The organism is Mucilaginibacter sp. GW822-FHT03E02 (genome assembly GCF_058801545.1).
On the sequence record NZ_JBXANJ010000001.1, the window covers coordinates 3,143,681 to 3,167,828 of the forward strand.

21 protein-coding genes and 1 tRNA gene are annotated in these 24,148 nt (G+C 43.0%); 8 read left to right on the forward strand and 14 right to left on the reverse strand.

Annotation, left to right across the window (positions count from 1 at the left end; all coding sequences use genetic code 11):
• Positions 1-17 precede the first annotated feature (17 nt).
• Both AC1RM2_RS13180 and AC1RM2_RS13185 read left to right on the forward strand, forming a co-directional pair.
• The gene (locus tag AC1RM2_RS13180) at positions 18-3,383 is read left to right on the forward strand and encodes a T9SS type B sorting domain-containing protein (RefSeq protein WP_492985529.1); all 3,366 of its coding nucleotides are present in this window, start codon (positions 18-20) and stop codon (positions 3,381-3,383) included.
• Positions 3,384-3,431: 48 nt separating this feature from the next.
• The gene (locus tag AC1RM2_RS13185) at positions 3,432-6,965 is read left to right on the forward strand and encodes a T9SS type B sorting domain-containing protein (RefSeq protein WP_492985530.1); all 3,534 of its coding nucleotides are present in this window, start codon (positions 3,432-3,434) and stop codon (positions 6,963-6,965) included.
• A gap of 89 nt (positions 6,966-7,054) precedes the next feature.
• Here AC1RM2_RS13185 and AC1RM2_RS13190 read toward each other — a convergent pair whose 3' ends face one another.
• Positions 7,055-7,780, reverse strand: coding sequence for a pyridoxine 5'-phosphate synthase (locus tag AC1RM2_RS13190; protein ID WP_492985531.1), 726 nt, complete (start codon positions 7,778-7,780; stop codon positions 7,055-7,057).
• Positions 7,781-7,849: 69 nt separating this feature from the next.
• Between AC1RM2_RS13190 and AC1RM2_RS13195 the strand changes: the two genes are divergently transcribed.
• Positions 7,850-8,392, forward strand: a complete 543-nt coding sequence (locus AC1RM2_RS13195) for a hypothetical protein (protein WP_492985532.1) — start codon at positions 7,850-7,852, stop codon at positions 8,390-8,392.
• On the forward strand, positions 8,373-9,371 hold the full coding sequence (locus AC1RM2_RS13200) for a polysaccharide deacetylase family protein (RefSeq protein ID WP_492985533.1): 999 nt from the start codon (positions 8,373-8,375) through the stop codon (positions 9,369-9,371). Before AC1RM2_RS13195 ends, AC1RM2_RS13200 begins: the two co-directional genes overlap by 20 nt.
• Before the next feature lie 167 nt (positions 9,372-9,538).
• On the opposite strand, the gene AC1RM2_RS13205 is transcribed toward AC1RM2_RS13200, so the two are convergent.
• Both AC1RM2_RS13205 and murQ read right to left on the reverse strand, forming a co-directional pair.
• Positions 9,539-10,105 (reverse strand): hypothetical protein, encoded by a 567-nt coding sequence (locus AC1RM2_RS13205; protein WP_477354707.1) that lies wholly within the window; start codon positions 10,103-10,105, stop codon positions 9,539-9,541.
• Between the two features lie 98 nt (positions 10,106-10,203).
• Positions 10,204-11,016: an N-acetylmuramic acid 6-phosphate etherase gene (gene murQ / locus AC1RM2_RS13210; RefSeq protein ID WP_492985534.1), complete on the reverse strand. Its 813-nt coding sequence runs from the start codon at positions 11,014-11,016 to the stop codon at positions 10,204-10,206.
• Positions 11,017-11,116: 100 nt separating this feature from the next.
• Here murQ and AC1RM2_RS13215 point away from each other — a divergent pair, with 100 nt between their 5' ends.
• Complete coding sequence (locus AC1RM2_RS13215; protein ID WP_492985535.1) at positions 11,117-12,700, forward strand: S41 family peptidase; 1,584 nt, start codon at positions 11,117-11,119, stop codon at positions 12,698-12,700.
• 223 nt (positions 12,701-12,923) lie between these two features.
• Here AC1RM2_RS13215 and der read toward each other — a convergent pair whose 3' ends face one another.
• Entirely contained in the window at positions 12,924-14,225 is a 1,302-nt protein-coding gene (der, locus tag AC1RM2_RS13220; protein ID WP_492985536.1) for a ribosome biogenesis GTPase Der, read from the reverse strand.
• A gap of 147 nt (positions 14,226-14,372) precedes the next feature.
• Positions 14,373-15,251 carry a GTPase Era gene (gene era, locus AC1RM2_RS13225; RefSeq protein ID WP_090652119.1) on the reverse strand — a complete coding sequence of 293 codons (879 nt, stop codon included), beginning with the start codon at positions 15,249-15,251 and terminating at the stop codon, positions 14,373-14,375.
• 145 nt (positions 15,252-15,396) lie between these two features.
• On the opposite strand from era, the gene AC1RM2_RS13230 reads away from it, so the two are divergent.
• Positions 15,397-15,469 (forward strand) — tRNA-Met (locus AC1RM2_RS13230).
• A 293-nt stretch (positions 15,470-15,762) separates the two neighbouring features.
• Here the strand turns inward: AC1RM2_RS13230 and gldD are convergent.
• From gldD to AC1RM2_RS13245, 3 genes are all read right to left on the reverse strand, one after another.
• The gene (gene gldD / locus AC1RM2_RS13235; protein WP_492985537.1) at positions 15,763-16,341 is read right to left on the reverse strand and encodes a gliding motility lipoprotein GldD; all 579 of its coding nucleotides are present in this window, start codon (positions 16,339-16,341) and stop codon (positions 15,763-15,765) included.
• Entirely contained in the window at positions 16,338-17,138 is an 801-nt protein-coding gene (locus tag AC1RM2_RS13240; protein WP_492985538.1) for a shikimate dehydrogenase family protein, read from the reverse strand. Before AC1RM2_RS13240 ends, gldD begins: the two co-directional genes overlap by 4 nt.
• A 188-nt stretch (positions 17,139-17,326) precedes the next feature.
• Entirely contained in the window at positions 17,327-18,088 is a 762-nt protein-coding gene (locus tag AC1RM2_RS13245) for a phosphosulfolactate synthase (protein ID WP_492985539.1), read from the reverse strand.
• A gap of 480 nt (positions 18,089-18,568) precedes the next feature.
• Between AC1RM2_RS13245 and AC1RM2_RS13250 the strand changes: the two genes are divergently transcribed.
• Both AC1RM2_RS13250 and AC1RM2_RS13255 read left to right on the forward strand, forming a co-directional pair.
• Positions 18,569-19,063, forward strand: a complete 495-nt coding sequence (locus tag AC1RM2_RS13250) for a thioredoxin family protein (RefSeq protein ID WP_492985540.1) — start codon at positions 18,569-18,571, stop codon at positions 19,061-19,063.
• Positions 19,064-19,248: 185 nt separating this feature from the next.
• Complete coding sequence (locus AC1RM2_RS13255) at positions 19,249-19,440, forward strand: hypothetical protein (RefSeq protein ID WP_147054918.1); 192 nt, start codon at positions 19,249-19,251, stop codon at positions 19,438-19,440.
• 53 nt (positions 19,441-19,493) lie between these two features.
• Here AC1RM2_RS13255 and AC1RM2_RS13260 read toward each other — a convergent pair whose 3' ends face one another.
• The 6 genes from AC1RM2_RS13260 to AC1RM2_RS13285 all read right to left on the reverse strand — a co-directional run bounded on the left by AC1RM2_RS13260 (position 19,494) and on the right by AC1RM2_RS13285 (position 24,090).
• Positions 19,494-20,168: an energy transducer TonB family protein gene (locus AC1RM2_RS13260; protein ID WP_492985541.1), complete on the reverse strand. Its 675-nt coding sequence runs from the start codon at positions 20,166-20,168 to the stop codon at positions 19,494-19,496.
• A gap of 291 nt (positions 20,169-20,459) precedes the next feature.
• Positions 20,460-21,146, reverse strand: a complete 687-nt coding sequence (locus AC1RM2_RS13265; protein ID WP_492985542.1) for a peptidoglycan DD-metalloendopeptidase family protein — start codon at positions 21,144-21,146, stop codon at positions 20,460-20,462.
• Positions 21,147-21,253: 107 nt separating this feature from the next.
• A complete protein-coding gene (gene rbfA / locus AC1RM2_RS13270) occupies positions 21,254-21,625 on the reverse strand; it encodes a 30S ribosome-binding factor RbfA (RefSeq protein WP_477362545.1) in 372 nt (123 codons plus the stop codon).
• Positions 21,626-21,772: 147 nt separating this feature from the next.
• Positions 21,773-22,147 carry a hypothetical protein gene (locus AC1RM2_RS13275; protein ID WP_492985543.1) on the reverse strand — a complete coding sequence of 125 codons (375 nt, stop codon included), beginning with the start codon at positions 22,145-22,147 and terminating at the stop codon, positions 21,773-21,775.
• A 9-nt stretch (positions 22,148-22,156) separates the two neighbouring features.
• Positions 22,157-23,383, reverse strand: coding sequence for an ABC transporter permease (locus tag AC1RM2_RS13280; RefSeq protein WP_492985544.1), 1,227 nt, complete (start codon positions 23,381-23,383; stop codon positions 22,157-22,159).
• A 68-nt stretch (positions 23,384-23,451) separates the two neighbouring features.
• Positions 23,452-24,090, reverse strand: a complete 639-nt coding sequence (locus tag AC1RM2_RS13285; RefSeq protein WP_492985545.1) for an MBL fold metallo-hydrolase — start codon at positions 24,088-24,090, stop codon at positions 23,452-23,454.
• Positions 24,091-24,148 lie beyond the last annotated feature (58 nt).

Consider the following 24,148-nt stretch of genomic DNA (forward strand, 5'->3'; position numbering starts at 1 on the left):
GAAAAAATGTATTTTAGATGCGATTACCTAAACACATGGGCAGGCGGGCATTACTACTACTTTTATTTCTGTTTATCTGCTTCAGATCGGTTGCTGCCACGTTTGTGGTTACCAGCAATGCCGATAGCGGGCCGGGCACCCTGCGCGAGGCCTTAACCTTGGCGGCTGCTAATGGCAGTACGGAGAAGGATTTTATCAATTTTAATTTACCGAATGTGAGCGAGGCGGGCAGGACGATCACCCTGGAAAGTGAACTGCCTTATTGTTCCTCAAACCTGATTATTGATGGCACCACTCAAACGGGTTCAAAATTCCAGGTAAGTGATGCTAAAATAGCCATCGTCCCCAATCACGAAAATTATGTAGTCCCTTTTTTTGATACAGGCGCATTTGTTATTAAAGGTGTCAGCAACGTTGCCATTTATGGCTTTTTTATACGTGATTTTGCTTATTTAAAAAACAACTACCCCGGTTCTGGTTCTATTGTAAACTCCGGCATTATAATTTATGGTTCTAAAAATATCAATATTGGAGCACCCGGAAAAGGGAATATTTTTAGAGATAACCCAACAGATATATTTGCAAGCGAAACGGATTATACTACTGGCGACTTCCCTTCAGATGTAACAGTACAAAGCAATTACATGGGATGTCTGGATGATAAGGGATTATATTACCCGGGCAGTATAGCTTATTTTGGTGACAATTTAATATTTGGCGGCGAAAATGACGCAGAAGGCAACCACGTATTGGGGGCGGTTTGGATAGTAGGCGGAAAAAACAACCGGATTACCCACAATGCGTTTGACTTTGATTTTAATGGAAATCCTGTACATCAGCAAGACATTGTGATACTCCCCATAATTGAAGGAGGAGGAAACAATATGCTGGTTGCAAACAATACCTGGGGTACAATAAAGGTAGATCTTTTTGGAGCTTTTGATTTCAAATTTATTTCTAACAAGGCTGCAGAAGGTGGTGTAATGGATATGTACGACTGCCATAACGGAACGATAGGTACCGACGATGTAAGCCTTTTAAACGATCTGAAAAAAACTGTTATAACGTCGAATCAATGCTCCAATATCGAGCTCAGAAAGAACAGCATTATTTGTACCTATTGGCCATACACTATTTATAATCCCAAAACTGATATTCCTGATATAAAGCTGCTGGTAAGTAACGATAGCGAGTTTTCGGGCACGGCGGCACCGGGTTCAGAAATATATATATACAACGATAACACAGATTGCGACGTATGTAACCCGGTTGAATTTTATAAACAAGTCACTGTCGACGCCACGGGAAATTGGAAAATTACCGGAGATTTTAGCAAAAAAAAATTGCTGGCTAATGCAACATTGAAACAAAATTCATCCGAATACACGCTGCCTGCCATTGGATATGATCCCGACGACATTGTATCGCCTACATGTGGCCGAAAAAATGGATCAATAAAAATTAAAACAACCAGGCAGGTTTTAAAAATCGAATGGTTTGACGCGAGTACAAATACAAAAGTAGGAGAAGGTCCGGAAATAAAAGGTTTAGGCCCGGGTACTTATTATGCGCGGGGATCAAACAACAGGTGCTGGTCCAAAACGGGTGATATTACCATTGGCGATTTTACACCAAAGATAAACAGCGACTATGTAGAGGTAACAAATCCATCCTGTGGCCAGGGAGGCGCTATAACACGATTATATTTAAATGGTAGCAACCCTGCAACAACTTATACCTGGCGCGATAAAGCACAAAATATAGTTGGCAATGATTTAGATATTTATGATTTAAAAGAAGGAGAATACACGTTAACAGTTAAGGTTGGTGATGGCTGCGAGGTTAAATATGGCCCGGTTGTACTTAAAAATGCCACTGGCCCTAATATTGACGACTCAAAACCCAACATCATCAACACCAACTGCGGCCAAACAATAGGCGCTATTCAAAACATAACTGTTACCGGCGGCACCGGCACCCGCCACTTTACCTGGAAAAACGCCCAGCAGCAGGAGGTGGCCTACACGCAGGATTTAACCGGCCAACCAGCAGGCAAATATACCTTGCAGGTAACAGACGATAGCCAATGCGGCCCCATTTACAGTAAAGAAATTGAAATAACAGAAGTTAACGGCATAAGCATTACAGAATCGCTTAATGCCACAACACCTGCCAGTTGCGGTAAAGCAAACGGTGCGGTAACCGGTGTTACGGCAACAGGTGGCACTAAATATGAATGGCGCGATGTTAATGGTAACTTGGTGGGCAGCAGCCCCGATTTAAAAAACGTACCGGGTGGGGCCTATCAGCTAACCGTATCCAACACTTTTTGCCAAAAACAATCAAAGGTATACCAGGTAACCGAACAGTCGGGCACCGTATTCCCCTCAACCTATACCGTTAACCATATTGATGCCTGTTACGGGAAAGCTAACGGCGCATTACAGGTAAACCAGGATATCCTGATAAAGGCTGTTAGGTGGGTTAACGCCGCCGGAGTTGACGTTGCCATGCACCACGGCGCAACAGGTTTGCCCGCCGGTAACTACAAGCTTTATTTAACGGATCAAAACGATTGCGAAAGTTATTATAACACCTACCAGGTAGATCAGCTGCCCGAGTTAAAAGTTACAGATATCGGGCAAACAGGCAATGAACAATGCGGATTGAAAAGCGGTTACGTAAGTAACGTAACGGTTGCCGGAGGATTACCGCCCTATACCTACACCTGGTTTGATGCCAACGGAGCATCAATAGGATCCACAAACAGCATAGCCAATCTTTCGGCAGGTATCTATACATTAAATATTGCGGATAGCAGATGCGGGAGCATAAATGTTAACTACCAAATTCAAAACATTACGCAGGATTTGACGGCGCCATCGGTAAGTGATATCCAGGTTTGCAGTCCGGGGGATGCCATTCTTTTGGTAAACAACGCCGGAGCCGATGTCGTTTACCGTTTATACGATCAGGCTGATAGCGCCTCACCGTTAACTGAACAAACAGGTGGGCGGTTCAAAATAACTGTAACCGCAAATCGCAGTTTTTTTGTAAGCCAGGTAAGCGGCACCTGCGAAAGCCCAAAAACACAAGTAAAAGTATCGGTAGGCTTGTCTCCGCTCAGCATTGCCAATTCGTTTACCCCCAATGGCGATGGAAGCAATGATTACTGGAAAATTAGCAACATCGAAAGCTACCCTGCCGCCATAGTACAGGTATTTAACCGCAACGGCCAAAAGCTGTTTGAATCAAAAGGATATGCAACACCGTTTAACGGTACCTATAATGGTAAAGCGTTGCCCGTAGGCACTTACTACTATATCATCAACCTGAATAAAAACTGTAACCTGCTATCGGGAAGCTTAACTATTTTGAGGTAATGAATTCACGTCTGAGATCTATATTGACAAATTTGAGTGATTTATAATATGCGCAACTGGTTGTTCCTTTTTATTTTGCCGTTGTTGCTGTGCTCAAATATGGCGGCAGGTGCAATATTTGTAGTAACCAGCAATGCCGATAGCGGGCCCGGTACCCTGCGCGAAGCTTTGACATTAGCAGCGGCCAACGGAAGCAGCCAGAAGGATTTTATCAATTTTAATTTGCCGGGAACCAGTGAAAGCGCAAGGACAATAGCCATAGCCACCTCCCTGCCCATGATTACATCAAACGTGGTGATTGACGGGACCACGCAAAACGGGGTTGTCTTTGGCCAAAGTGATGCACGGGTTAAGGTTTCAACACTTTATCAATCGTATGACGACAACAAAATCATTGTATTTGAAGCGCAAAACGCGGCCCACGTTGAAATATATGGCCTTTATATTTATGATTTCACCGATATCGTACTTTCGCGCCCGGCATTGGCTGTGCGGAATGGATTAAAATTTACCAACTGTACCAATATAATCATAGGAGCGGTAAACAAAGGAAACCTCATACGTGGTTTTAGTTATTATAGCCTTGATTTTGAAAAGGCCGATCATATAACTCTGCAGGCAAACGTAATAGGAGTAACTCAATTTAATAAGGTAGGGAACGAGGGGGAGGATGCCGGATCATATGATGCCGCCTCCGGGCTTATCAATTTTGCAAATTGCGATCATATTACTCTGGGCGGCGATATTAGCCAGGGGAATTTAATTTTCACAGGCATAAATCTCCAGTTTACCGAGCTTAGCAATGTTACCGTTAACATTAAATCAAACAACTTTTTGGTTTACAAGGATGGGGTTAGTACCGTGAATTCCCTGGCTGAATTTTACCGGCCCTTAATTATGGTTTCAACCATCCTGACGGGCGAAATTCAGAACGATGAACAAGCACGAACTGTTGAAGCAAATGTTAATATGGACGTGAGTAACAATGTAAGCGGCAGCAGTCTTGAATTATTTCGTTTCAACCTTATCGCAGGCACAACAAATTTTACAAATAACTTTTTCGACGTTGCGCGGGACGGCAGCACCATTGTTGGCTCCTCCCAGGGAATAGCTTCGCTCGAAATCCCGATAGAAGTTAGCGATTGCAAAGCTCAGTTTAATATTGGTACAAATGATAAAACTAAAAGGAACCTGTTTTACAATGTTCAGCAAGGGGTAAGGGTAAGCGGCGACCCTAATGTATTTTTGAGATATAACGATTTTAAGTGCGTATTAGAATATGCTTACAAAAATCAAATATTTGCAACTAAGTATACCTTACCTGATGTTGTTATTAACTCAGTCAGCAAAAATGGCCTTAACACACACGTTGATGGCACGGCAACGCCAAACGCTACTATCGATATTTATTCTTCAGAGAGTTGCCAGGTACAGTGTAGTATCCGGAGTTATACGCAAACGGTAACTGCAGATAATTCAGGTAAATGGCAAACGGATATATTAAATCTGAGCGGAATTTTTTATGCCTCGGCCACGCTGAACAACCAAACATCCGAGTTCAAAACATTTCAGGTAAATGCTGATAATATTAAGATAAAACCCTTGCGATGCGATGATGTTGGCTACATAGCAGGTTTAAAAGTCCCATCCGGAATATCTTACTACTGGGTTGATGAAGGAGGTAAAAAAGTATCGGATGATCTTGACCTTAAGATTACCAAACCCGGCAAATATCAGCTGGTTTTAGGCGAGGGCTGCATTACCAGCGATTGGTTTGAGATTACCGATGATAGGCTGCAAATTTTTGATAACGGTATTAAAACAACCGATATAAGTTGCGGCATAGCAAACGGTTCGATAAAAGGTCTTTTTATTTATGACCCCGAAAATAAGATTAAGGCCACCACCTGGGCAGATCAGACAGGCAAGGTGGTTGGTAATACTGTAGATGTTGATCATTTGCCAGCCGGAATTTACTCGCTAACCGTTTTAACCACCGATGACTGTACTAAAAATTATGGCGTAGTAAATATTAAAAATACAGCCGGCGTTAGTTTCAATTACTCACAAATGCAGATTGAGCCAAACGGATGTAGTATTTCTGTTGGTGCAATAAAAAATATTATCATTGCTGGTGGCCAGGGCGATTTAAAATACAGCTGGAAAAATGAACAGGGGGTAGAAGTTGCCACTACTAAAGATCTTACCGGGCAACTTAAAGGCAGCTATACATTGCAGGTAACCGATGGTTCGGGTTGCCCTCCCATATCTTCAAAGCCGGTTGATATAGACCAAAGCAGCGGTATTTCTTATGACGATAGCCATAAAAAGGTTGTGAATGCAACATGTGGCGAAGCAAACGGCGCAATTACTGATGTAAAAGCAATTTCATTAATACATAAAGAATCGCCTATTCATTATAAATGGACAGATAAAGCGGGTAACACTGTTGGCGATAAGCAGGATTTGATAAATATTGGAGGGGGCGACTATCAATTTTGGGTATGGGATGATTGCGGTGCTATATTAAACAGCAGTTTTATTCACGTTGACGGGCAGCCCGCAACAATTTACCCCGATTATTCCTATAAAGTAACTGATATTTGCCCGGGAAGTGATTATGGTTCAATAACCGTGCAGACTGATGCGCTGGCAAAATCGGCACGATGGGTAAATAGCCAGGGGCAAAACATGCCGTCCAATAGTACAACCATAAGCAATTTGCCGGCGGGGGTTTACAAATTGTACCTCACCAACCAAAACGGCTGCGAAATTTTTTATAAAAGCTACACGGTAAGCTTTATTGCGCCTTTGCAAATAATACAGGGAACCGAACAAAAGCAGAATGACCAATGCGGATCAAAAACCGGGAGTATCAAAAATATATGGGTTTTGGGCGGGGCATTACCATACACTTTTACCTGGTATAATGCCGACGGAAAAACGATATCTACATCGCCTGATCTGCTCAACGTGGGCGAAGGCACTTACACGGTTCAGGTAATCGATGTTAGTTCCTGTAACTTGCCGGCACGGCAAAATTTTACCATTAATAATGACGCCGTTACGGTTGCGGCACCTGTAGTAAATCCCTTACAATTATGTTCGCCGGGCGAGGCTTTACTGCTGGTGAATAATGCGTCGCCCACCACTGTGTACCGGCTTTATAACACGGCAACCGCTATAAGCCCCATTGCCGAAAAGGCAGGTGGAGGGTTTACCATAAATGCTGTTGCGGGTAGCACCTTTTATGTTTCGCAGCTAAACGGTCTTTGTGAAAGCGCGCGTGCACCCGTGCAAATTTCTGTAAGCCTTTCGGCTATCGATATTGCCAACACCTTTACCCCCAACGGCGATGGCCATAACGATTATTGGAAAATAAACAACATCGAAAGCTACCCTGCCGCCGTGGTTCAGGTATTTAACCGCAACGGCCAAAAGCTTTTTGAATCAAAAGGATATGCAACGCCCTTTAACGGTACCTATATTGGCAAAGCGTTGCCCGTAGGCACTTACTACTATATCATCAACCTGAATAAAAACTGTAACCTGCTATCGGGAAGCTTAACTATTTTGAGATAGTACTAAGTCTTAAGTCAGGAGTTTTAAGTCGATAGTAGCAAATCTAAAATCAAAACAATTTCTTTTCACTCAAGACTTTCAACTTCAGACTAATTATTTACTACCAACTGCCTTAAATACATCTGGATGGTATTCTCCAATCCATAATATAACGCATCGCAAATAAGGGCGTGGCCTATGCTTACTTCATCCAAAGCTGGTATGTTTTCGGCAAAGTATTTCAGGTTGTGCAGGTCAAGATCATGCCCGGCGTTAATGCCCAGGCCAGCCTCGTGAGCTACCTTCGCGGCGTCGATATAGGGTGCTATAGCCAGTTCTTTACCCTGGTGACAATGGGTAGCATAACCCTCGGTATAAAGCTCAATACGGTCGGTGCCGGTTTTGGCGGCCCCTTCAACCATTTTAGCAATCGGGTCAACAAAAATAGATACACGGATGCCGGCTTCTTTAAAAACGGCTATCATATCTGTTAAGTAGTGATAGTTGGTGATAGTATCCCAGCCATGGTTAGATGTTATTTGTCCTAATACATCAGGTACCAGGGTAACCTGCTCTGGTTTGTTGGCTAATACCAGGTCGATAAACTTTTGTTCCTGGCAATTGCCTTCAATATTAAACTCGGTGGTAACTATTCCTTTCAGATCAAAAACATCCTGGTAGCGGATGTGCCTTTCATCGGGACGGGGATGCACGGTGATTCCCTGCGCGCCAAAACGTTCGCAATCTTTGGCAACCTGTACCAAATCGGGGTTGTTACCGCCGCGCGAATTACGCAGGGTAGCTATTTTATTGATATTGACAGATAAACGGGTCATGGGGCAAAGTTAATACATCATTTATATATAAATAAACCTATTATTAAGGGATAAGTTTATATTTAAATCATGAAATGGAAACCTATCCTTACAGAGCTGGCCATACTGTTAGGCATATTCATGCTCGCTACAGCATTTTCATTGTTGTTTACCCGTACGTTATTTGGCAATGCAGCGCTCGATATCAACCTGCATGGCACCTATTTTGTAGGTAAGTTTTCATGGTGGATATTTGTATTTCCGCCGTTTTTTGTGTTAGTGGTATTGATCTATTTGATACGGGCTATAGCCGGTCGTTTTACTAACAGGATCGTGAACGTGGTACTCACAGCCGGACTTTTTTTTAATATTTTGCTGTTATTAAGGATTTATAAAAGTTTATTGGCGATTGAAAATATGATAATGTCGTCCGCTTCAGGTAGCGTCACCTTGTACCCTCCATTATCAGCGTTAAAAGATGTTCAAAAGCCGGTAAAGCACATTCAGGAATCCGCACCTTTCAGCCATGTTATATTTATTATTTTAGTCGTTGTTTTAGTTTTACTGGTTACATGTGCTGTTTTAACCGGCAAAAACTGGAATGTTAATAAACATGAATTACAAAAGTTTTAGATCGATCGCCCTCGTTTTTTTATTTTTCACAGGCCTATACAAAAATGCCGATGCCCAGGCCCTTTATCGTAAAATAGAAAATTATAAAGCCTTTTACGGTTGGGCGCACCATTATCCGCAAGATTGGATGATTATCCGCTCGTTTGAAAACGAGGGTAAAAGCTATTACCTGCTGGTCAATCCTCAAACCTTGGAAACAAAAATTGAAGAGCCCAATTTTTACCAGGTAAAGCCAATGAGCCTAACCGATGCCCGCATTTTTTTTAAAAACACCCCTTATCAAAAGGCGCTGCGCAAGGCCGAAAAACAATCGGTAACCATACAGGATGCGGGCATTGAAAGCGGGGTGCCCAAAGAAACGGGCATCAGCCTTACAGCCGACCTTTGCCCATCGCACAGGCCATTGGATAAACGTATTTTTACAGATATTTTCAACGAGTTTAAAAAAGTGGAGCGACCGGTACCCGTTGCTTTATCAGTAACCGGCATCTGGATGCGGCAGCACCCGCAGGACCTGGAGTGGCTTAAGGAGATGCAGGCTAAACACGAAATTTACATCACCTGGATAAATCATTCTTTTAACCATCGTGTAAGCCTCAAGGCGCCGCTTAAGGAAAACTTTTTGCTTGAACCTGGTACCGATATTAGCTACGAAGTGTTGGAAACCGAAAAGGCCATGCTCAAAAACGGACTTTTACCATCGGTGTTTTTCAGGTTCCCCGGTTTGGTGTCTGATCAGCAATTGGTTTACAAGATAACTGATTTTGGATTGATCCCGGTTGGAACGGATGCCTGGCTGGCCAAAGGCCAGCAACCCCAGGCTGGCAGTATTGTACTGATACATGGCAATGGCAACGAACCTACCGGCGTTAACGATTTTATCAAGCTGTTGCAATCAAAAACCCAGGCCATAGCCAACAAGCAATGGCTGTTATATGATCTTCGCGAGAGTGTAGACGAGGAGTTTGAAGGGCAATAGGCTTCCTTAAACAGTAAAGGCGTTGCGGTTTTGTTGCTATCTTCCATTTTATGGCACTATTCAATTTATTGATAGCTAAGCAAATAGGGATTTATGCTATCCCGCATGTAGCGCAACGCTACAAAAATCTTAATTCTTGACTCTTAATTCTTGATTCTTCTCCGAAACTAATTCAGCCTCCTCACCATTTGCTCCTCAACCTTTTTAAACACCTGGATGGGTTTAAGGCTGCGCCAGCCCAGATCATCTAACTGGCCGCCAAAGTTGATGTAGTAATCAATGTTATTGCGTTTAAATTCGTCAATCACATGCTCGCGGAAGTTGATGCCCGCTATCCAGCCGTCTTCAACATCCTGAAACCACTCTTCGTAATAACAATCATCTGATGAGTGAAAGTTGAGGATGTTTTCGCCTATCAGTATAAAATGGTTAATGCCGTTATCAATCATTAGCTCCAGTATCTCGCGTTTCAGCATCATGATGTCATTATTAATGGCATCATTCCACTCGCCTATAAACTCAATAATGGTATAGCCTTTTTCATAATCGGCATACAGTACTTTCATGTACAGCGTATTGGAGCCGAACGAATCCCATTGCGGATGCAACAAGTAGTTGTATACCTGCTTATCAAACTCAAACTCGCTATACTCCGTAGCATAAAAAGGCGAATATTCGTCTTCGGCTGCTATGTAATCATCCCTCCAGCGGTAATATGGCTCTATCTCGTGCATGTTTCTTTCACATTTTTGTCTGAACCAGAATTTTCAAAATTTAAGAATTAACAGAATCCTATCCCTCTTCATTTTCAAATCTTCAAATTCTCAAATCCTCAAATTGCAGTTTTATAATTATCAACAGCAGCTCTTACGCTGCCATATTTTTTTAACAGGGTGGCGGCTTCGGCTTCGGCAAGCCCGGTTTCGTCCATTACCATGTGGGTACCACGGTCAATCAGTTTATCATTACTTAACTGCATATCAACCATTTTATTCCCTTTTACCTTGCCCAGCTGAATCATTACACTGGTGCTCAGCATATTTAAAACCAGCTTTTGGGCCGTGCCTGCCTTCATCCGGGTCGATCCGGTTAAAAACTCGGGGCCGGTAACTACTTCAACCGGGTATTGGGCAACGGCCGCAACCGGGCTACCGCTATTACAAACTATACAGCCGGTAACCATATTATGGCTGTTGGCCGCTTTAAGGCCCCCAATTACGTAGGGTGTAGTGCCCGATGCGGCAATACCCACCACTACGTCTTTTTCGGTTACGTTATACTCCAACAGGTTGTGCCAGGCAAGTTCGGTATTGTCTTCGGCAAATTCAACCGCTTTTCTGATTGCTCCGTCGCCACCGGCTATCAACCCAACTACCATATCAAACGGAACACCAAATGTTGGCGGGCACTCTGATGCATCAACTACACCAAGACGGCCACTGGTGCCGGCGCCAATGTAAAAAAGGCGGCCGCCATGCTTCATCCGTTCGGCAGTTATGGTGGCCAGCGCCTCAATCTGGGGCAATGCTTTGGCCACCGCAAGCGGTACGGTTTGGTCTTCCCGGTTTATGTTTTCCAGGATTTCTTTTACCGATTGCAGCTCCAGGTTTTTATAATGCGATTCCCTTTCGGTGGTACGTTCCATTAATTTTTAATAATTTATAACAAAATTCGTTAAAAAACATCAAATGCAAGGCTGCCGATAAAAATTATTGGCAATGCATTGATTAACTTTGTTTGCGAATATGAAAAAGACTGCGGGTGTAATTTTCAGGACGCTGATCCTGTTGCTGGTGGGGATTACTATTGGATTATACATTAGTAGGAACAATGGCGACCGTAACCTTGGTTTTTCATTTTCTGGCGACGATAAACTATCTAAAGTGCTAACCCTGGTTGGCGAAAGTTATGTAGATAGTGTTAATGTTGACAGTATTGAAGGCGCATCTATCAACGAGCTGCTGCAAAACCTCGATCCGCATTCACTTTACCTGCCACCACAGCAGGCGCAAAACATCAACGAACGTTTAGAAGGTGGTTTTAACGGCATTGGTATTGAGTACCAGTTGCTGCGCGATACGCTGATAATTACCCAGGTATACGCCGGCGGGCCTGCAGCCAAAGCGGGCTTGCCCGTGGGTAGCAAGGTTGTTAATGTTGATCATAAAAAATTCTCGGGCACAAAACTAACAGCCGAAAAGGTTAATAATATTTTCAGGGGCGAAAAAGATGCCACCATTGTAATGGATGTGGCAAACGCTGATGGCAAAGGCACCAAGGCATTTGCCATGAAACGTGGCCGGGTTGATATAAGCAGTGTAAATGCGGCGTATATGGCCAATGCCAATACTGGCTATATTAAAATAAGCAAATTTGCCGCTACTACCGATGTTGATTTCCGCACGGCGCTTAAAAAGCTTAAGGTAGATGGCATGAATAAGCTGGTGCTTGATTTGCGGGGCAACGGCGGCGGCTACCTAAGCGCGGCAACATCAATGGCCGATGAGTTTTTGGGTAAAGGCAAGCTGATTGTATACACCCAGGGTGTTCACGAACCCCGCACCGATTATTTTGCTACCGACTCTGGCGTGTTTCAGCAAGGAAAGGTTACTGTGCTGATAGATGAATATTCGGCATCGGCAAGCGAGATACTGGCCGGGGCCTTGCAGGATTTGGATAGGGCTACCATTGTTGGCCGCCGCTCGTTTGGTAAAGGATTGGTACAACAGCAATTTCCGTTTGGCGATGGCTCGGCCATTAACTTAACCGTGGCAAGGTACTATACGCCATCGGGCAGGTCGATACAAAAATCATACAAAGAGGGTGTAAGCAGCTACCGGAACGAGCTGGCCCAGCGCATGCAAAAAGGCGAACTATTTTCTGAACAGAGTAACCGGAACGACACGGTTTTCAAAGGATCATCATACCATACCACCGGTGGGCGCAAAGTTTACAGTGGCGGCGGCATTATGCCCGATGTTTTTGTACCTGCTGATACGTCGCAAAACACCCAGATAGTGCAAAACCTTGGCGAACTACAGCTGTTTTCGGCCTTTGTGATTGATAAAATGCAACCCCTACTTGGCAAATACAACACCGGCCAAGATTTTATGAAACATTACATCGTTAGCGATGATGATTATCGCAATTTCATCCTATACTCATCCCGTACACTAAAAGAGATGGATTCGCGCGAGTTATTGCAATCAAGAGACTATATCAAGAACATCCTGAAAGCCAGCGCAGCGCGGTTTAAATGGGGTGATAACGCCTTCCAGGAAGTGATGAACACCAATGATGTGGCTTATAAAAAAGCGCTGGAGCAATAACACGATTTTAGGATTTGGCAGGATTGACAGGATTTTTATTGTCCTGGCGAATTGGTCTTAAACCTGAATTTGTCTATTTTTTTGAGCTTCAAAGGCAAATTCCATAATTCCAGACAATAAAACGAAATTACAGGATTGGGTAAGATTAATAGAATTTTGATTGTCCTGGTTGAAAGCAGACAATCAAAATCCTGTCAATCCTGTCTAATCCTGAAAATCGTGTTTATTTCTGCCTAAACCATACTTGAATCGGCGCTCCGCTGAAATCAAAATTTTCCCTTAGCTTGTTTTCAATAAAGCGATAGTAAGGCTCTTTAACATACTGCGGCAAATTACAGAAGAAAGCGAACATGGGCGATGAACCTGCAATTTGGGTAATGTATTTGATTTTTACGTATTTGCCTTTGATGGATGGCGGCGGATAGTTTTCGATAATAGGGAGCATCACCTCATTGAGTTTTGAGGTAGCTATTTTGCGGGCGCGGTTCTGGTAAACCTGGTTGGCCACATCAATTACTTTTAGCACACGTTGTTTTTCGGTAACAGAGGTGAATACGATAGGCACATCGGTAAAGGGCGCTATTTTTTCGCGGATCATCTCTTCAAAAACCTTAACGGTTTTGTTGTTTTTCTCAATTAAATCCCACTTATTAATCACAACCATGATGCCTTTTTTATTCTTTTCGGCCAGGTGGAAGATGTTGATATCCTGCGATTCGATGCCTTCAACTGCATCAATCATCAGGATAATTACGTCGGCTTCTTCTAAAGCCTTTATAGTACGCATTACCGAGTAAAACTCGATGTTTTCTTTAACCTTGGTTTTTTTACGCATCCCGGCAGTATCAATCAGCATAAAATCATGCCCGTACTGGTTGTAATGGATGTGGATAGAATCGCGGGTGGTGCCGGCAATCGGGGTTACTATGTTGCGGTCTTTACCTATTAGTGAATTGATGATGGATGATTTACCCACGTTTGGGCGGCCAACGATGGCGTATTTAGGGCGGGTATTTTCTTCCAGTACTTCGTCGTCAAAATGCTTTACAACTTCGTCAAGCAACTCGCCTGTGCCGGAGCCGGTCATGGATGAGATGCTGTAAATCTCACCCAGGCCAAGGCTATAAAACTCGGTAGCGTCAGATAATAGCGCGTTGTTATCCAGTTTGTTTACTACCACAAAAACCGGTTTTTTGCTTTTGCGCAGCATGGTGGCAATTTCATCGTCAAGGTCGGTAATGCCTGTAGTAACATCAACCATAAACAAAATAACCGATGCTTCTTCAATAGCTATTTCTACCTGCTCACGAATGGCAGCCTCAAAAATATCAGCAGAGTTGGCTACATAGCCGCCTGTATCAATTACGGTAAACTGGTGGTCGGTCCATTCAGAAACACCGTAGTGCCTGTCGCGGGTTACACCGCTAAAATCGTCAACAATGGCTTTTCGGGTTTCGGTTAAGCGATTATATAAAGTTGATTTGCCTACGTTAGGGCGGCCAACAATGGCTACTATGTTACTCATGCTTTTAAATTAGAGTCAAGAATCAAGAACCAAGAGTCAAGATTTTATGCAAATCTATCTATCTTAAAATTCCTGTTCTATATATAAATGAAATTTTATTAAAGGGTCAAGACAAAATCCTGATTCTTGACTCTTGATTCTTTCGGTCTATGATTCGTATCCGAATTTTTTAAGGTAATTTTTTTTGCTGCGCCAGTCGGGAATCACTTTTACAAACATCTCCAGGAAAATTTTCTTCTGAAAAAACTCTTCCATATCGCGGCGGGCATAAGTACCTACTATTTTAAGCATGCTGCCCCCCTGCCCTATAATGATATTTTTTTGCGAATCGCGTTCTACAATAATTTCGGCGCTGATGCGGTGCAGCTTTTCTCCTTCAACAAAAGCGGTAACAATTACTTCGGCGCTGTAAGGGATCTCTTTCTTGTACTGTTTAAGCAACTGAGCACGAATCATTTCTGAAGCGAAGAAGCGGTCGTTCCTGTCAGTTAGCTGATCCTTTTCATAATAAGCCGGGTGCTCGGGCAAATTGCCGATCACAAAATCCATAATGGCTTTAATGTTATGGCCCAGCAACGCCGATATGGCGAAGATGGCTTTAGGGTTTAATTTCTCCTGCCAAAACTCCACTTTCTTTTTTACGGTTTCCTCGTCGCTTTGGTCAATCTTGTTGATAAGCACAGCTATTGGCGCCAGCGAACCTTCCAGTTTCTTTAAAACGTCGGTTTCGTCAAACTCCTCGTAAATGTCGGTAACCAGCAAAATCAGGTCGGCGTCAACAATTGATCCGTCTACCTGGTGCATCATACTTTCGTGCAATGCGTAATGTGGTTTGATAACCCCCGGCGTGTCCGAAAACACAATCTGGTAATTATCGTCGTTAACAATTCCCAAAATACGGTGCCTGGTGGTTTGCGCTTTTGGGGTGATAATTGACATTTTTTCGCCAACAAGGGCGTTCATAAGGGTTGATTTCCCGGCATTGGGCTTACCAATTATACTTACAAAACCTGCCTGGTGACTCATATAAAAATAATTAAAAATATATTTGGACTGCAAAGAAACGAATTATATCTTTGCAGTCCAATTAAAACGGAGTGCAAAATTGCATTTTGACAATTGGAAGCACCTTTCCGAGGTTATGACGGAATGCAACATATAAGAATAACAGTGCGGGATGGAGCAGTTGGTAGCTCGTCGGGCTCATAACCCGAAGGTCGTAGGTTCGAGTCCTGCTCCCGCTACATTTAAAATGAAAGCCTCAGGTTGAAAAATTTGAGGCTTTTTTTATTTGACCATGTTTTTTTGAGGAATCCGGTCGGACACCAGTACAACGTCGGCGTACAATTCCTGGTTGCTGCATTTGAGGGAATTTGAATAGAATGCGATAGGCCAACTGGATGATACAAAGGTGCACAGCATCAACGCAGAGCATACCAAGGCTACGCAATTGGTAAATTACCGGTAATATGCAAGCAGCTGCCGGGCATTAACACAAGCTGAACGCCTACCGGGGAAACAGGTACGGAACGCTCCGTTACTTCCACTTCAAGCTCTTGATCAAAACCTCCACATCCTTTTTAACAAAATTTAAGGCTGGTTGTACCGAGTCAAGCCGTGGCTCGTTGTTAAAATAAAGAGCTCCACGCAGGTAATTTTTTGTGCTATCGGTAAGGAAAAACTGGGCCGACGATGCCGCATTGCCATCAATGGTATAGTAAATGCCGTATACCCTACGCTCCGGATAAGCAATAATGCCCTCATCAATTGATGTTGCCTTTATGGTGTGCTTGAAAGCGAAGGTGCGGGCATCCTCGGTTAGCTGGTTAAATTCTTTTTTTGTGGTTACAGGCTGATAGCTCAAATGCAGCGTGGCATGAAAATCAGGAAATTGCATGTTTACCCAACACGGCTTTGCGTTACTGCTCTTGTCTGGCTCAATAACAGCGTATTTAGGATACGTAAAGCTATAGGGGCAACCGCCATCATATTCCTGGTATTCCTTTTTGGGAAAAACAATGCGGGAGTAGCCACGGGGTTTGGGCGAGTAATCATGATTGCCGCCACAGGCAGCTAAAACAAATAAGGCTAAAACCAGTAATGTTAAATACCTCATACACGCAAGTCTTTAGTATTCCATATCTCCCATGATTTTTCGGCCTGCAATACCAGCATTTCGTAACCATTTTTGGTGGTGGCGCCACGTTCGCGACCTTGTTTTAAAAACAGCGTTTCTTCGGGGTTGTAAATCAAATCGTACAGTAAATGCTCATCGGTAATGGCCTCGTAAGGTATTGGTGGGCATTCGTGAATATTGGGCGATGTGCCTACCGGTGTAGTATTGATGATGATTTTATGCTGTTTGATATGGTGTGGTTTCAAATCGCTGAATAATAAATGATCCCGATGTGGTTTGCGTGTAACGGTTTTGTAAGTAATGCCCATATTTTCCAATACACACCTTACCGCTTTTGCCGCGCCGCCATCGCCCAAAACCAGAGCCTCGTCATTCGTATCCTTGATAAGTGGCTTTATCGACATCTCGAAACCATATAAATCGGTGTTATAGCCTTCCAGCCTGAAATCGTGCCCGGTAATGCCTACCTCGCCTGTAAATGCTGCCTGCAGGGGGCTTTCGGCACTTATGCAAATACAGTTTACCGCGCCTGCTGTACGGGCATCGTGCTCAACCCAATCCAGGTATGGTATAATGGAAACTTTATGGGGGATAGTAACATTTAAACCTACAAGGTTAGGGTGTTCATCCAGCAAGTCTTGTAAATCTTTAATATGTTCCAGCGGATACACGTCGTAAACTGCATCTTCAATGCCTTCGGTTTTAAACTTCTCGGTAAAATATTTCTTCGAAAATGAATGCGAAAGCGGAAAGCCTATAAGCCCGTAGTGTTTCATGTATAGTTTATTTAGTATCGCCTAAAATAAAAGCCTAAAGATATACACAGAAATGATAAGTGCCATATCAAAATAACTAAAGGATAATGTAAGGGAAACAGGCCGAAAAAAACCAGGAGTGTAGAATCAAGGCCGCTGCAAATGAGCTCAATGAGTTTTATCCCGATTCTTGACTCTACTCTGTTTAATTATAGACTCAAAAAATGATCAAAAGTATCGCTTCGGATACCCAGTCGTAATGTTTCCAACGGGATAATATCTGCAGGGGCTATGTTGCCCAGGCTTACATTGGCGCCTATAAGCTTAATAAACCAAACTTGCTGAGCTTTTTGCGGGGCCTCCCAAATAATGGAGCCTTCGGGTATTTGGGTGAGTATCTCATCAACCAGGCCCTGTCTTACTTCGCCCGAATCGCGGTAGATGCCTACATTACCGCTTTCACGGGCTTCGGCAATAACCTTCCATGAACCGGCTTCAATCTCGGCATTCATGAGCTTGATCCATTTATAGGGAGCGAAGATCTTTTGCACGTCCTTTGATCCTACTTCGGATATTACTGTAACCTGTTTGGCCAGTTTGCTGATGTAATCACATTTAACATCGTGCTCAATGGTAATTGAACCGTCTGATACCTCGCAATGCTCCAGTTGGTATTTATCCAGCAGGCGGCAATAATCATCAAACTGGTTACGCACAATAAAGGCCTCAAACAAAGTGCCGCCAAAATATACCGGGATTCCGGCTTGCTTATATAACTTTAGCTTCTCATCCAGGTTGGGGGTAACGTATGATGTTGCCCAACCCAGTTTTACAATATCGGTATGTGTGCCGCCAACCTCAATAAAATCCTCAACCTGCCTTAAGCTTAAACCTTTGTCCATTACCATGGTAATGCCTTTATCGCGGGGTTTAGCTGTACGTTCGGGTAAATTATTGATGGTGTAATTCATATCTCTGCTCTGGTTATAGCCTATAACTAAAAGTACTAATGCCGGCAAAGGTCGTAAAAAAATTCATAGGAAAAATGAAGGAAATGTTAAATTAAAAATAGACGTGCAAATGGAGTACCATTTGAGGATTTGAAAATCCAAAAAAATCCTGTAAATCCTGCCCAATCCTTAAATCCTGTCCAAAAAAAGCCCCGCATGGCGCAGGGCTTTCACACATATTAACTATTTATAACTGAAAAAACTCAAGTTTAAATAAGCGCCTGCACGTATCGATATTCAAAGGTAAAGCTACAAATGGGTGTTATTAGGGTATCTTATATCAAATTTATTATTCTTAAACTGTCATTCAATTTTAGAGTTTTCCACAATATGTTCACAAGTGCCTGTTTTAGCATTTTTTTGTTGATTTACCGCAATAATTTTCAACATCAACTGATAGTTGAATTTTCTTTTTTGTAAATTGGGCTTGACATAACTACTATGAAAAAACTGTTTTTAATTGCCCTTGTATTGTTATTTGCTTTTGGAGCCAATGCACAGGACAAACCCAATTTGTACAACCCAGCTGCCAATGCCAGGGCCGAAATTGCTGCGGCAGTAAAACAGGCTGCCAGCTTGCATAAAAATGTACTGCTGCAAATTGGGGGCAACTGGTGCAGCTGGTGCATCAGGTTTAATAACCAGGTAACTGCCGATACTACACTTAACACCTACATGAACAAAAACTACATAGTTTTGCATGTAAATTATAGCCAGGAAAATACCAATGACGCTTTAATGGCAAGCCTTGGCTATCCTCAGCGTTTTGGCTTCCCTGTTTTTATTATATTGGATGATAAGGGCAACAGGCTGCATACCCAAAATTCCGAATACCTGGAGGAGGGCAAAGGGTATAACAAGAATAAAATACTGGAGTTTTTTAAAGGTTGGTCGCCAGAGGCACTTGACCCAAAAAGTTACAATAAAACCAAATAAACCGCTTTTTAAGCTAAGCTACTGACAAGCAATCGCTTACAAAAAGCACCCATTTATCAATATATGCAACGCGGGTTTATTTTGTAATAAACCCGATACAAAAGAAAAATTATTTTCTAAAGGTTAAATATTTTCTCAATTGTTAATTAACTTAGTTTATTGTTTCACCCTTAAAAATCAAACTTATGGCAAAGCACACCACTCTTAAACGAGGTCAGTTACTTAAGTACATTGGTAAAAGGTGGAAAAACCTGGACATTGGCAGCCCTATCATGAAATTTTTAGGCTATGATAGTAATGGTTTTGCCGATGTATGGGTTGAATACCAGGGCCGCCTTATGCTGCTGGCCATCGGAGAGGTTGAGTTGGCAATTTAGCCAACAACATCTGTTTCACACACAAACTCAGGGAGCCCTGATCAGTACGCTGGTCAGGGCTTTTTGCTGCAATACTTTTGGATAAAGCTATCGGCCTTATCGCTGCCTATATTATGGATAAAGTTCCAGTCGGTACAGGCGCCGTCTATATCATGTTGTTTCAATTTCTCGGCGGCCTTGTTAAGGATATCGTCTATCAGCTCGTCATCAAAGCCCAGTTGTTTTTTAAGCGCGACGATGGTGTTTTCTTTGGATAGATCGGCTTTGCCCTGGTATTTGTTGATGTAGTAGTTGGTAACCGCGTTTTCCAGCTCCTGCCTGTTTTTATAATCGGTAATGGCGGCCTGCATATCCTTGATGGTTGACTGGCCACATCGTGTTTGATCGGGATCAAACCTGATGGGCTGCACCAGGTTGGTTGTGGGGTTATAACCGGCAGGCAGCACCCATAACCCGGATGTAAGTTTAATAACCCTCAGGGCTTCGTCGTCCAGGTCAATTCCGGGGCCTTGTTGTACTTTGGCATCGGTTACCCGGCCTTGCTTATCCAGCCGGAAAGCTACGTTTACCGTGCCTGAAATACAGTTGCGGCTCGAATATTCCGGGTAAACTATTTTTGATTTCAGAAAATTATCCAGGGCACGCGGTCCGCCCTTAAACGCAGGCTGGGCACCTGCGGTAAATGCAGCTGTTAATGCGATTATACTGATGAGCGGGCACTTTATCATACTATAAATATCGACAATAAAACGGGAATAATGTTTTGAGCGATAAAGAATGTTCGGTGATATGCAAGTAAACTTACTTGAAGAAACCTAAACCATGCTGAGCTGTAAAACCTGCAAGTTCCTTAGGATGACATTCAAATACAAGACTGCCATCCCGGGGAACGAAGGATGACAGGAAAATTGAATATGTAATGGGGAGAAGAATATCAAGCATTTGCGAACTTTTCCATCGGCCGTACACAGCAGGTAGAGCCTTAGTTCCAGAGGACAATTTTTTATTAAAAAATATCCTTAAAACCCCAGCAACAACCCCGGATCAGGCACATTAGCCCTATATTTTTCCATCTCGGAGTATTTACATACACCTGGGTAATCGCCAAACTTTCCTTCCATATCAAACATCAGTTGAAAATGCAGGTGAGGCGGCCAGTGGCCGTTTTCGGTATTATCGCCAAGGGTGGCTATTTGCCGGTCTTTTTCAACCGACATACCTACAGTGAGTCCCTCTAAACTTTTGCGGCTCAGGTGGCCGTAGAGGCTATATAGTATTAAACCATCAAGGCTATGTTGCAGTATAATGCATGGCCCATAATCGCCCGGGTTGTTGTTATCCTGGTAGCTATGTACTTTGCCTGCCAATGGCGTATAAATAGGCGTACCCGCCGGCCCCCAAATATCAACACCCAAATGCAGGCGACGTGGCTCGTCTTCGGTATCAAAGTGGGCGCTTGCGGCGTAAATAGTGCGGTGTTCCAGGTAGCCGCCAATGCCGTAACGGCAATTATTTGCTTTCAGTTTATCGCTTACCCAATTGGTAAACCGTTGGGTATCGCCAATGATGGCGGTACTCAACCCGGTATTGGCGGCGGTAAAATCCAACGGAAAAAGCCGGTCGGTACCGGCATTATAGTCAACCACTTTGCCAATGGCATCGGAGTTGTTTTGTAAATAAGCTTTCAGCTGTTGGTGCCGGTGCATGAAGTATTGATCATTTTAAGTCATTAGCCCCAAGCCTTAAGCCTTAAGAATGGTTTTATCTTTATTGACTCAAGACTCATCCCGACTTAGAACTTAAGACTTGATTGCTATTCGGTATCAGGCTGGCGCTCTTCCTTGCTTATTTTGTCGAAGATCTTATCCATACGTTCTACATATTCGCTGGTATCATCCACAAAAAACTCCAGCTGGGGGATAATCCTTACCTGGTCTTTAATGCGGGCACCCAGTTTGTAACGAATTTCGGAGGCATGTAGCTTAACGGTTTGCAAGGCCAGCTGCAAATTAGTGTTGCCAAAAAAGCTTAAAAAAATACGGGCGATGGCCAAATCGGGGGTTACACGTACTTTGGTTATGGTTACCAGGGTATTAGGCAAATAATTCATGCCTTCGCGCTGAAAAATGGCGGCCAGGTCTTCCTGTATTACCCCTGCAAATTTTTGCTGACGTTTTGATTCCATGTTGATAAGTTAACGCCAATTGAGGCAGATGTTTATTTATTTGGTTCCCTTTAGGAAGTCGGAAGCCTTTAGTCGGAAGTCTTAAGTTAAAAGTAGAAAAGAGAAATAAACTTTTCGACTTTGGACTTTTCGACTTTGGACTTAAAGCTAATTACACATATCCTGCGGGATCTCTTTTGTTATTTTTACTACTTTTTTTACCACAAGGGTGCTATCATACTCCGAGCCCATCCCCTCTTTTCCCGATTTTAATTTTACCCCCTCTACCTCAACATAAACTGGCTCATAAGGTTTTTCGAAATTCATTTGAGAGTATTGCAACTCCAGCCGTGCCGAGCTGTCTACCACCCAAAATTCCTGACTGTTATCACAATCCTTAAATGATTTTATCTCGGGACCAAAACTATATAAACCTTTATAAATAACTGGTTTATCTGCCTTATCCGGTTTCCTGTTGCATGAGGATGCCGCTATAAAAAAAACAAATAAAAAGGCCAAATACCGAAAATAGCTTATCCTCATATAACAAATTTACAAATCCTGTTTGATTTCGTCCAATCCTTTAATGCTTAATCGTGCACTTATTCCTGATGCGATTACAGAAATAGCTCCTACTGTTAAAAAAACCAACCCAAAATCGGCTATTTCCAAATCTACGGGATAGGCGTCGAGCACCGATAGCGTTGCCCCCATTTTTATTAAGCCATAGTGTTGCTGCACCAGGCAAACGCCCAGGCCCAGGGCAATACCAACAATACAACCAAATATCGATATCATCATCCCTTCAAAAAAGAATATGCCCTGTATCAGCATTTTATTGGCCCCCAGGCTACTTAAAATGGCAATATCTGCACGCTTATCAATAACCAGCATGGTTAACGAGCCAATGATATTGAATATTGCTATAATAAGCACAAAGGTTAGTATCATAAAAATACTCCAGCGCTCGTAGTTCAGGGTTTTATAAAGCTCGGTATTTTGCTGCTTACGGTTTTTTACCGTGAAGCTTTTGCCTATGGCATCTGTTATTTTGCTTTGAACCGATTCAAGATTGGTGCCTTTTTTATAAATAAGCTCCAACGAGCTTACTTCCTTAGGCTGATCGAGCAGATCTCGGGCAAACTCAATGGGTGTTACCACAATATCGTCAAAATCCTGCTGGATACCGAACACGCCCGATGGATTTATGGACCGTACCCTGAACTCATCCAACGGATTTGCGGAGTTTACCGCGGTTCGGCTCGGCGAAAATATCTGGATAGGCAGCAGCGCATCATGTACATTAATACCCAGGTTGCCCTGGATGGTTGCACCAACTACCGCGAAGTTGCGCCCGCCGCTTTTCAGCGTAAAGGAGCCGTTTTGTACAGTGCTGTCCAATTGTTCATTTTTTAAAAAATCGTCGCTTACCCCTTTTATTGTCCCTAAAAACGGCTTGTCGCCATATTTTATCAAAGCTTTTTCCTGCAGCACCTGGGTAAATGAAAACAGCTGCGGATCGGTATGCAGCGATGTAAAATAAGGCGTATTGGGGTCGAACGTTTTGCCCAGGCGTGTTTCTATCTTAATTTCGGGCGTAAAATTGCTGTAAAGCGACAGGATCACCTTCTCGAACCCGTTAAACACCGATAAAATAATAATAAGCGCGGCGCTACCAACCAGCACCCCAAGCATGGATATGCCCGAGATGATATTGATGGCGTGCATCTTCTTGCCCGAAAACAAGTATCGTTTTGCTATGTATACCGAGGTGTTCAAGTAAGTTTTAAGTTAACAGTTTTGAGTGATGAGTTAGGCAGTTTTTTTTGACTTTTTAATTTTGACTTTTAACTTAAGAAAGGGTTATTTTGTTTTTCGTAACCGATAGTTGTTTCGGGGCCGTGGCCTGGGTAAACGGTGCAATCATCGGGCAGGGCAAACAGCTTTTTTTCAATACTATCCATTAGCTGGGTAAAATTGCCGCCGGGTAAATCGGTACGGCCAATACTACGCCTGAACAGCACATCGCCGCCAATTAAAATATTGGCCTCCTTATCATAAAAACACAATGACGCGGGCGAATGACCGGGGGCGAAGATGAGCTCTAAAATGGTATTGCCAAACTTAATGCTACCTGTTTGGGCCAAATACTCATCCGGCAATGGCGATACCTCATACCTGATGCCCATTTGAGGGGCGTACGATACTACGGCAGTCAGCACCGGCAACTCACCCTGGTGAAATTTGGGTTTAAGCCCGTATTTATCAAATACAAATTTATTACCCAGTACATGGTCAATATGGCAATGAGTATTTAGTAATAAAACGGGTTTTAAATTATTATCCTTTATAAAATTCGCCACCACATTTTGCTCTGTAGCGGTATACATTCCCGGATCAATAATTGCACATTCGCCGGTTTCATCATATAAAATGTAAGTATTCTCCTGGTAAGGGTTGTTCTCAAATGATATAACTTTTGCCATGGGGTAAAAGTACGGATTTAATTTGTTGGGCGGGGATGAGTTTAAAACGCGGGTAAGA

Coding starts and splice junctions, on each gene's coding strand:
- AC1RM2_RS13245 (WP_492985539.1), bottom strand. CDS start 18,088: ATGAATTACACCATCAATAATTTACCCGAACGTACAGCTAAACCCCGC.
- AC1RM2_RS13285 (WP_492985545.1), bottom strand. CDS start 24,090: ATGGCAAAAGTTATATCATTTGAGAACAACCCTTACCAGGAGAATACT.
- AC1RM2_RS13240 (WP_492985538.1), bottom strand. CDS start 17,138: ATGAAACACTACGGGCTTATAGGCTTTCCGCTTTCGCATTCATTTTCG.
- gldD (WP_492985537.1), bottom strand. CDS start 16,341: ATGAGGTATTTAACATTACTGGTTTTAGCCTTATTTGTTTTAGCTGCC.
- AC1RM2_RS13215 (WP_492985535.1), top strand. CDS start 11,117: ATGAAAAAGACTGCGGGTGTAATTTTCAGGACGCTGATCCTGTTGCTG.
- AC1RM2_RS13185 (WP_492985530.1), top strand. CDS start 3,432: ATGCGCAACTGGTTGTTCCTTTTTATTTTGCCGTTGTTGCTGTGCTCA.
- murQ (WP_492985534.1), bottom strand. CDS start 11,016: ATGGAACGTACCACCGAAAGGGAATCGCATTATAAAAACCTGGAGCTG.
- era (WP_090652119.1), bottom strand. CDS start 15,251: ATGAGTCACCAGGCAGGTTTTGTAAGTATAATTGGTAAGCCCAATGCC.
- AC1RM2_RS13180 (WP_492985529.1), top strand. CDS start 18: ATGCGATTACCTAAACACATGGGCAGGCGGGCATTACTACTACTTTTA.
- AC1RM2_RS13275 (WP_492985543.1), bottom strand. CDS start 22,147: ATGAGGATAAGCTATTTTCGGTATTTGGCCTTTTTATTTGTTTTTTTT.
- AC1RM2_RS13260 (WP_492985541.1), bottom strand. CDS start 20,168: ATGATAAAGTGCCCGCTCATCAGTATAATCGCATTAACAGCTGCATTT.
- der (WP_492985536.1), bottom strand. CDS start 14,225: ATGAGTAACATAGTAGCCATTGTTGGCCGCCCTAACGTAGGCAAATCA.
- AC1RM2_RS13200 (WP_492985533.1), top strand. CDS start 8,373: ATGAATTACAAAAGTTTTAGATCGATCGCCCTCGTTTTTTTATTTTTC.
- AC1RM2_RS13255 (WP_147054918.1), top strand. CDS start 19,249: ATGGCAAAGCACACCACTCTTAAACGAGGTCAGTTACTTAAGTACATT.
- AC1RM2_RS13195 (WP_492985532.1), top strand. CDS start 7,850: ATGAAATGGAAACCTATCCTTACAGAGCTGGCCATACTGTTAGGCATA.
- AC1RM2_RS13190 (WP_492985531.1), bottom strand. CDS start 7,780: ATGACCCGTTTATCTGTCAATATCAATAAAATAGCTACCCTGCGTAAT.
- rbfA (WP_477362545.1), bottom strand. CDS start 21,625: ATGGAATCAAAACGTCAGCAAAAATTTGCAGGGGTAATACAGGAAGAC.
- AC1RM2_RS13205 (WP_477354707.1), bottom strand. CDS start 10,105: ATGCACGAGATAGAGCCATATTACCGCTGGAGGGATGATTACATAGCA.
- AC1RM2_RS13250 (WP_492985540.1), top strand. CDS start 18,569: ATGAAAAAACTGTTTTTAATTGCCCTTGTATTGTTATTTGCTTTTGGA.
- AC1RM2_RS13265 (WP_492985542.1), bottom strand. CDS start 21,146: ATGCACCGGCACCAACAGCTGAAAGCTTATTTACAAAACAACTCCGAT.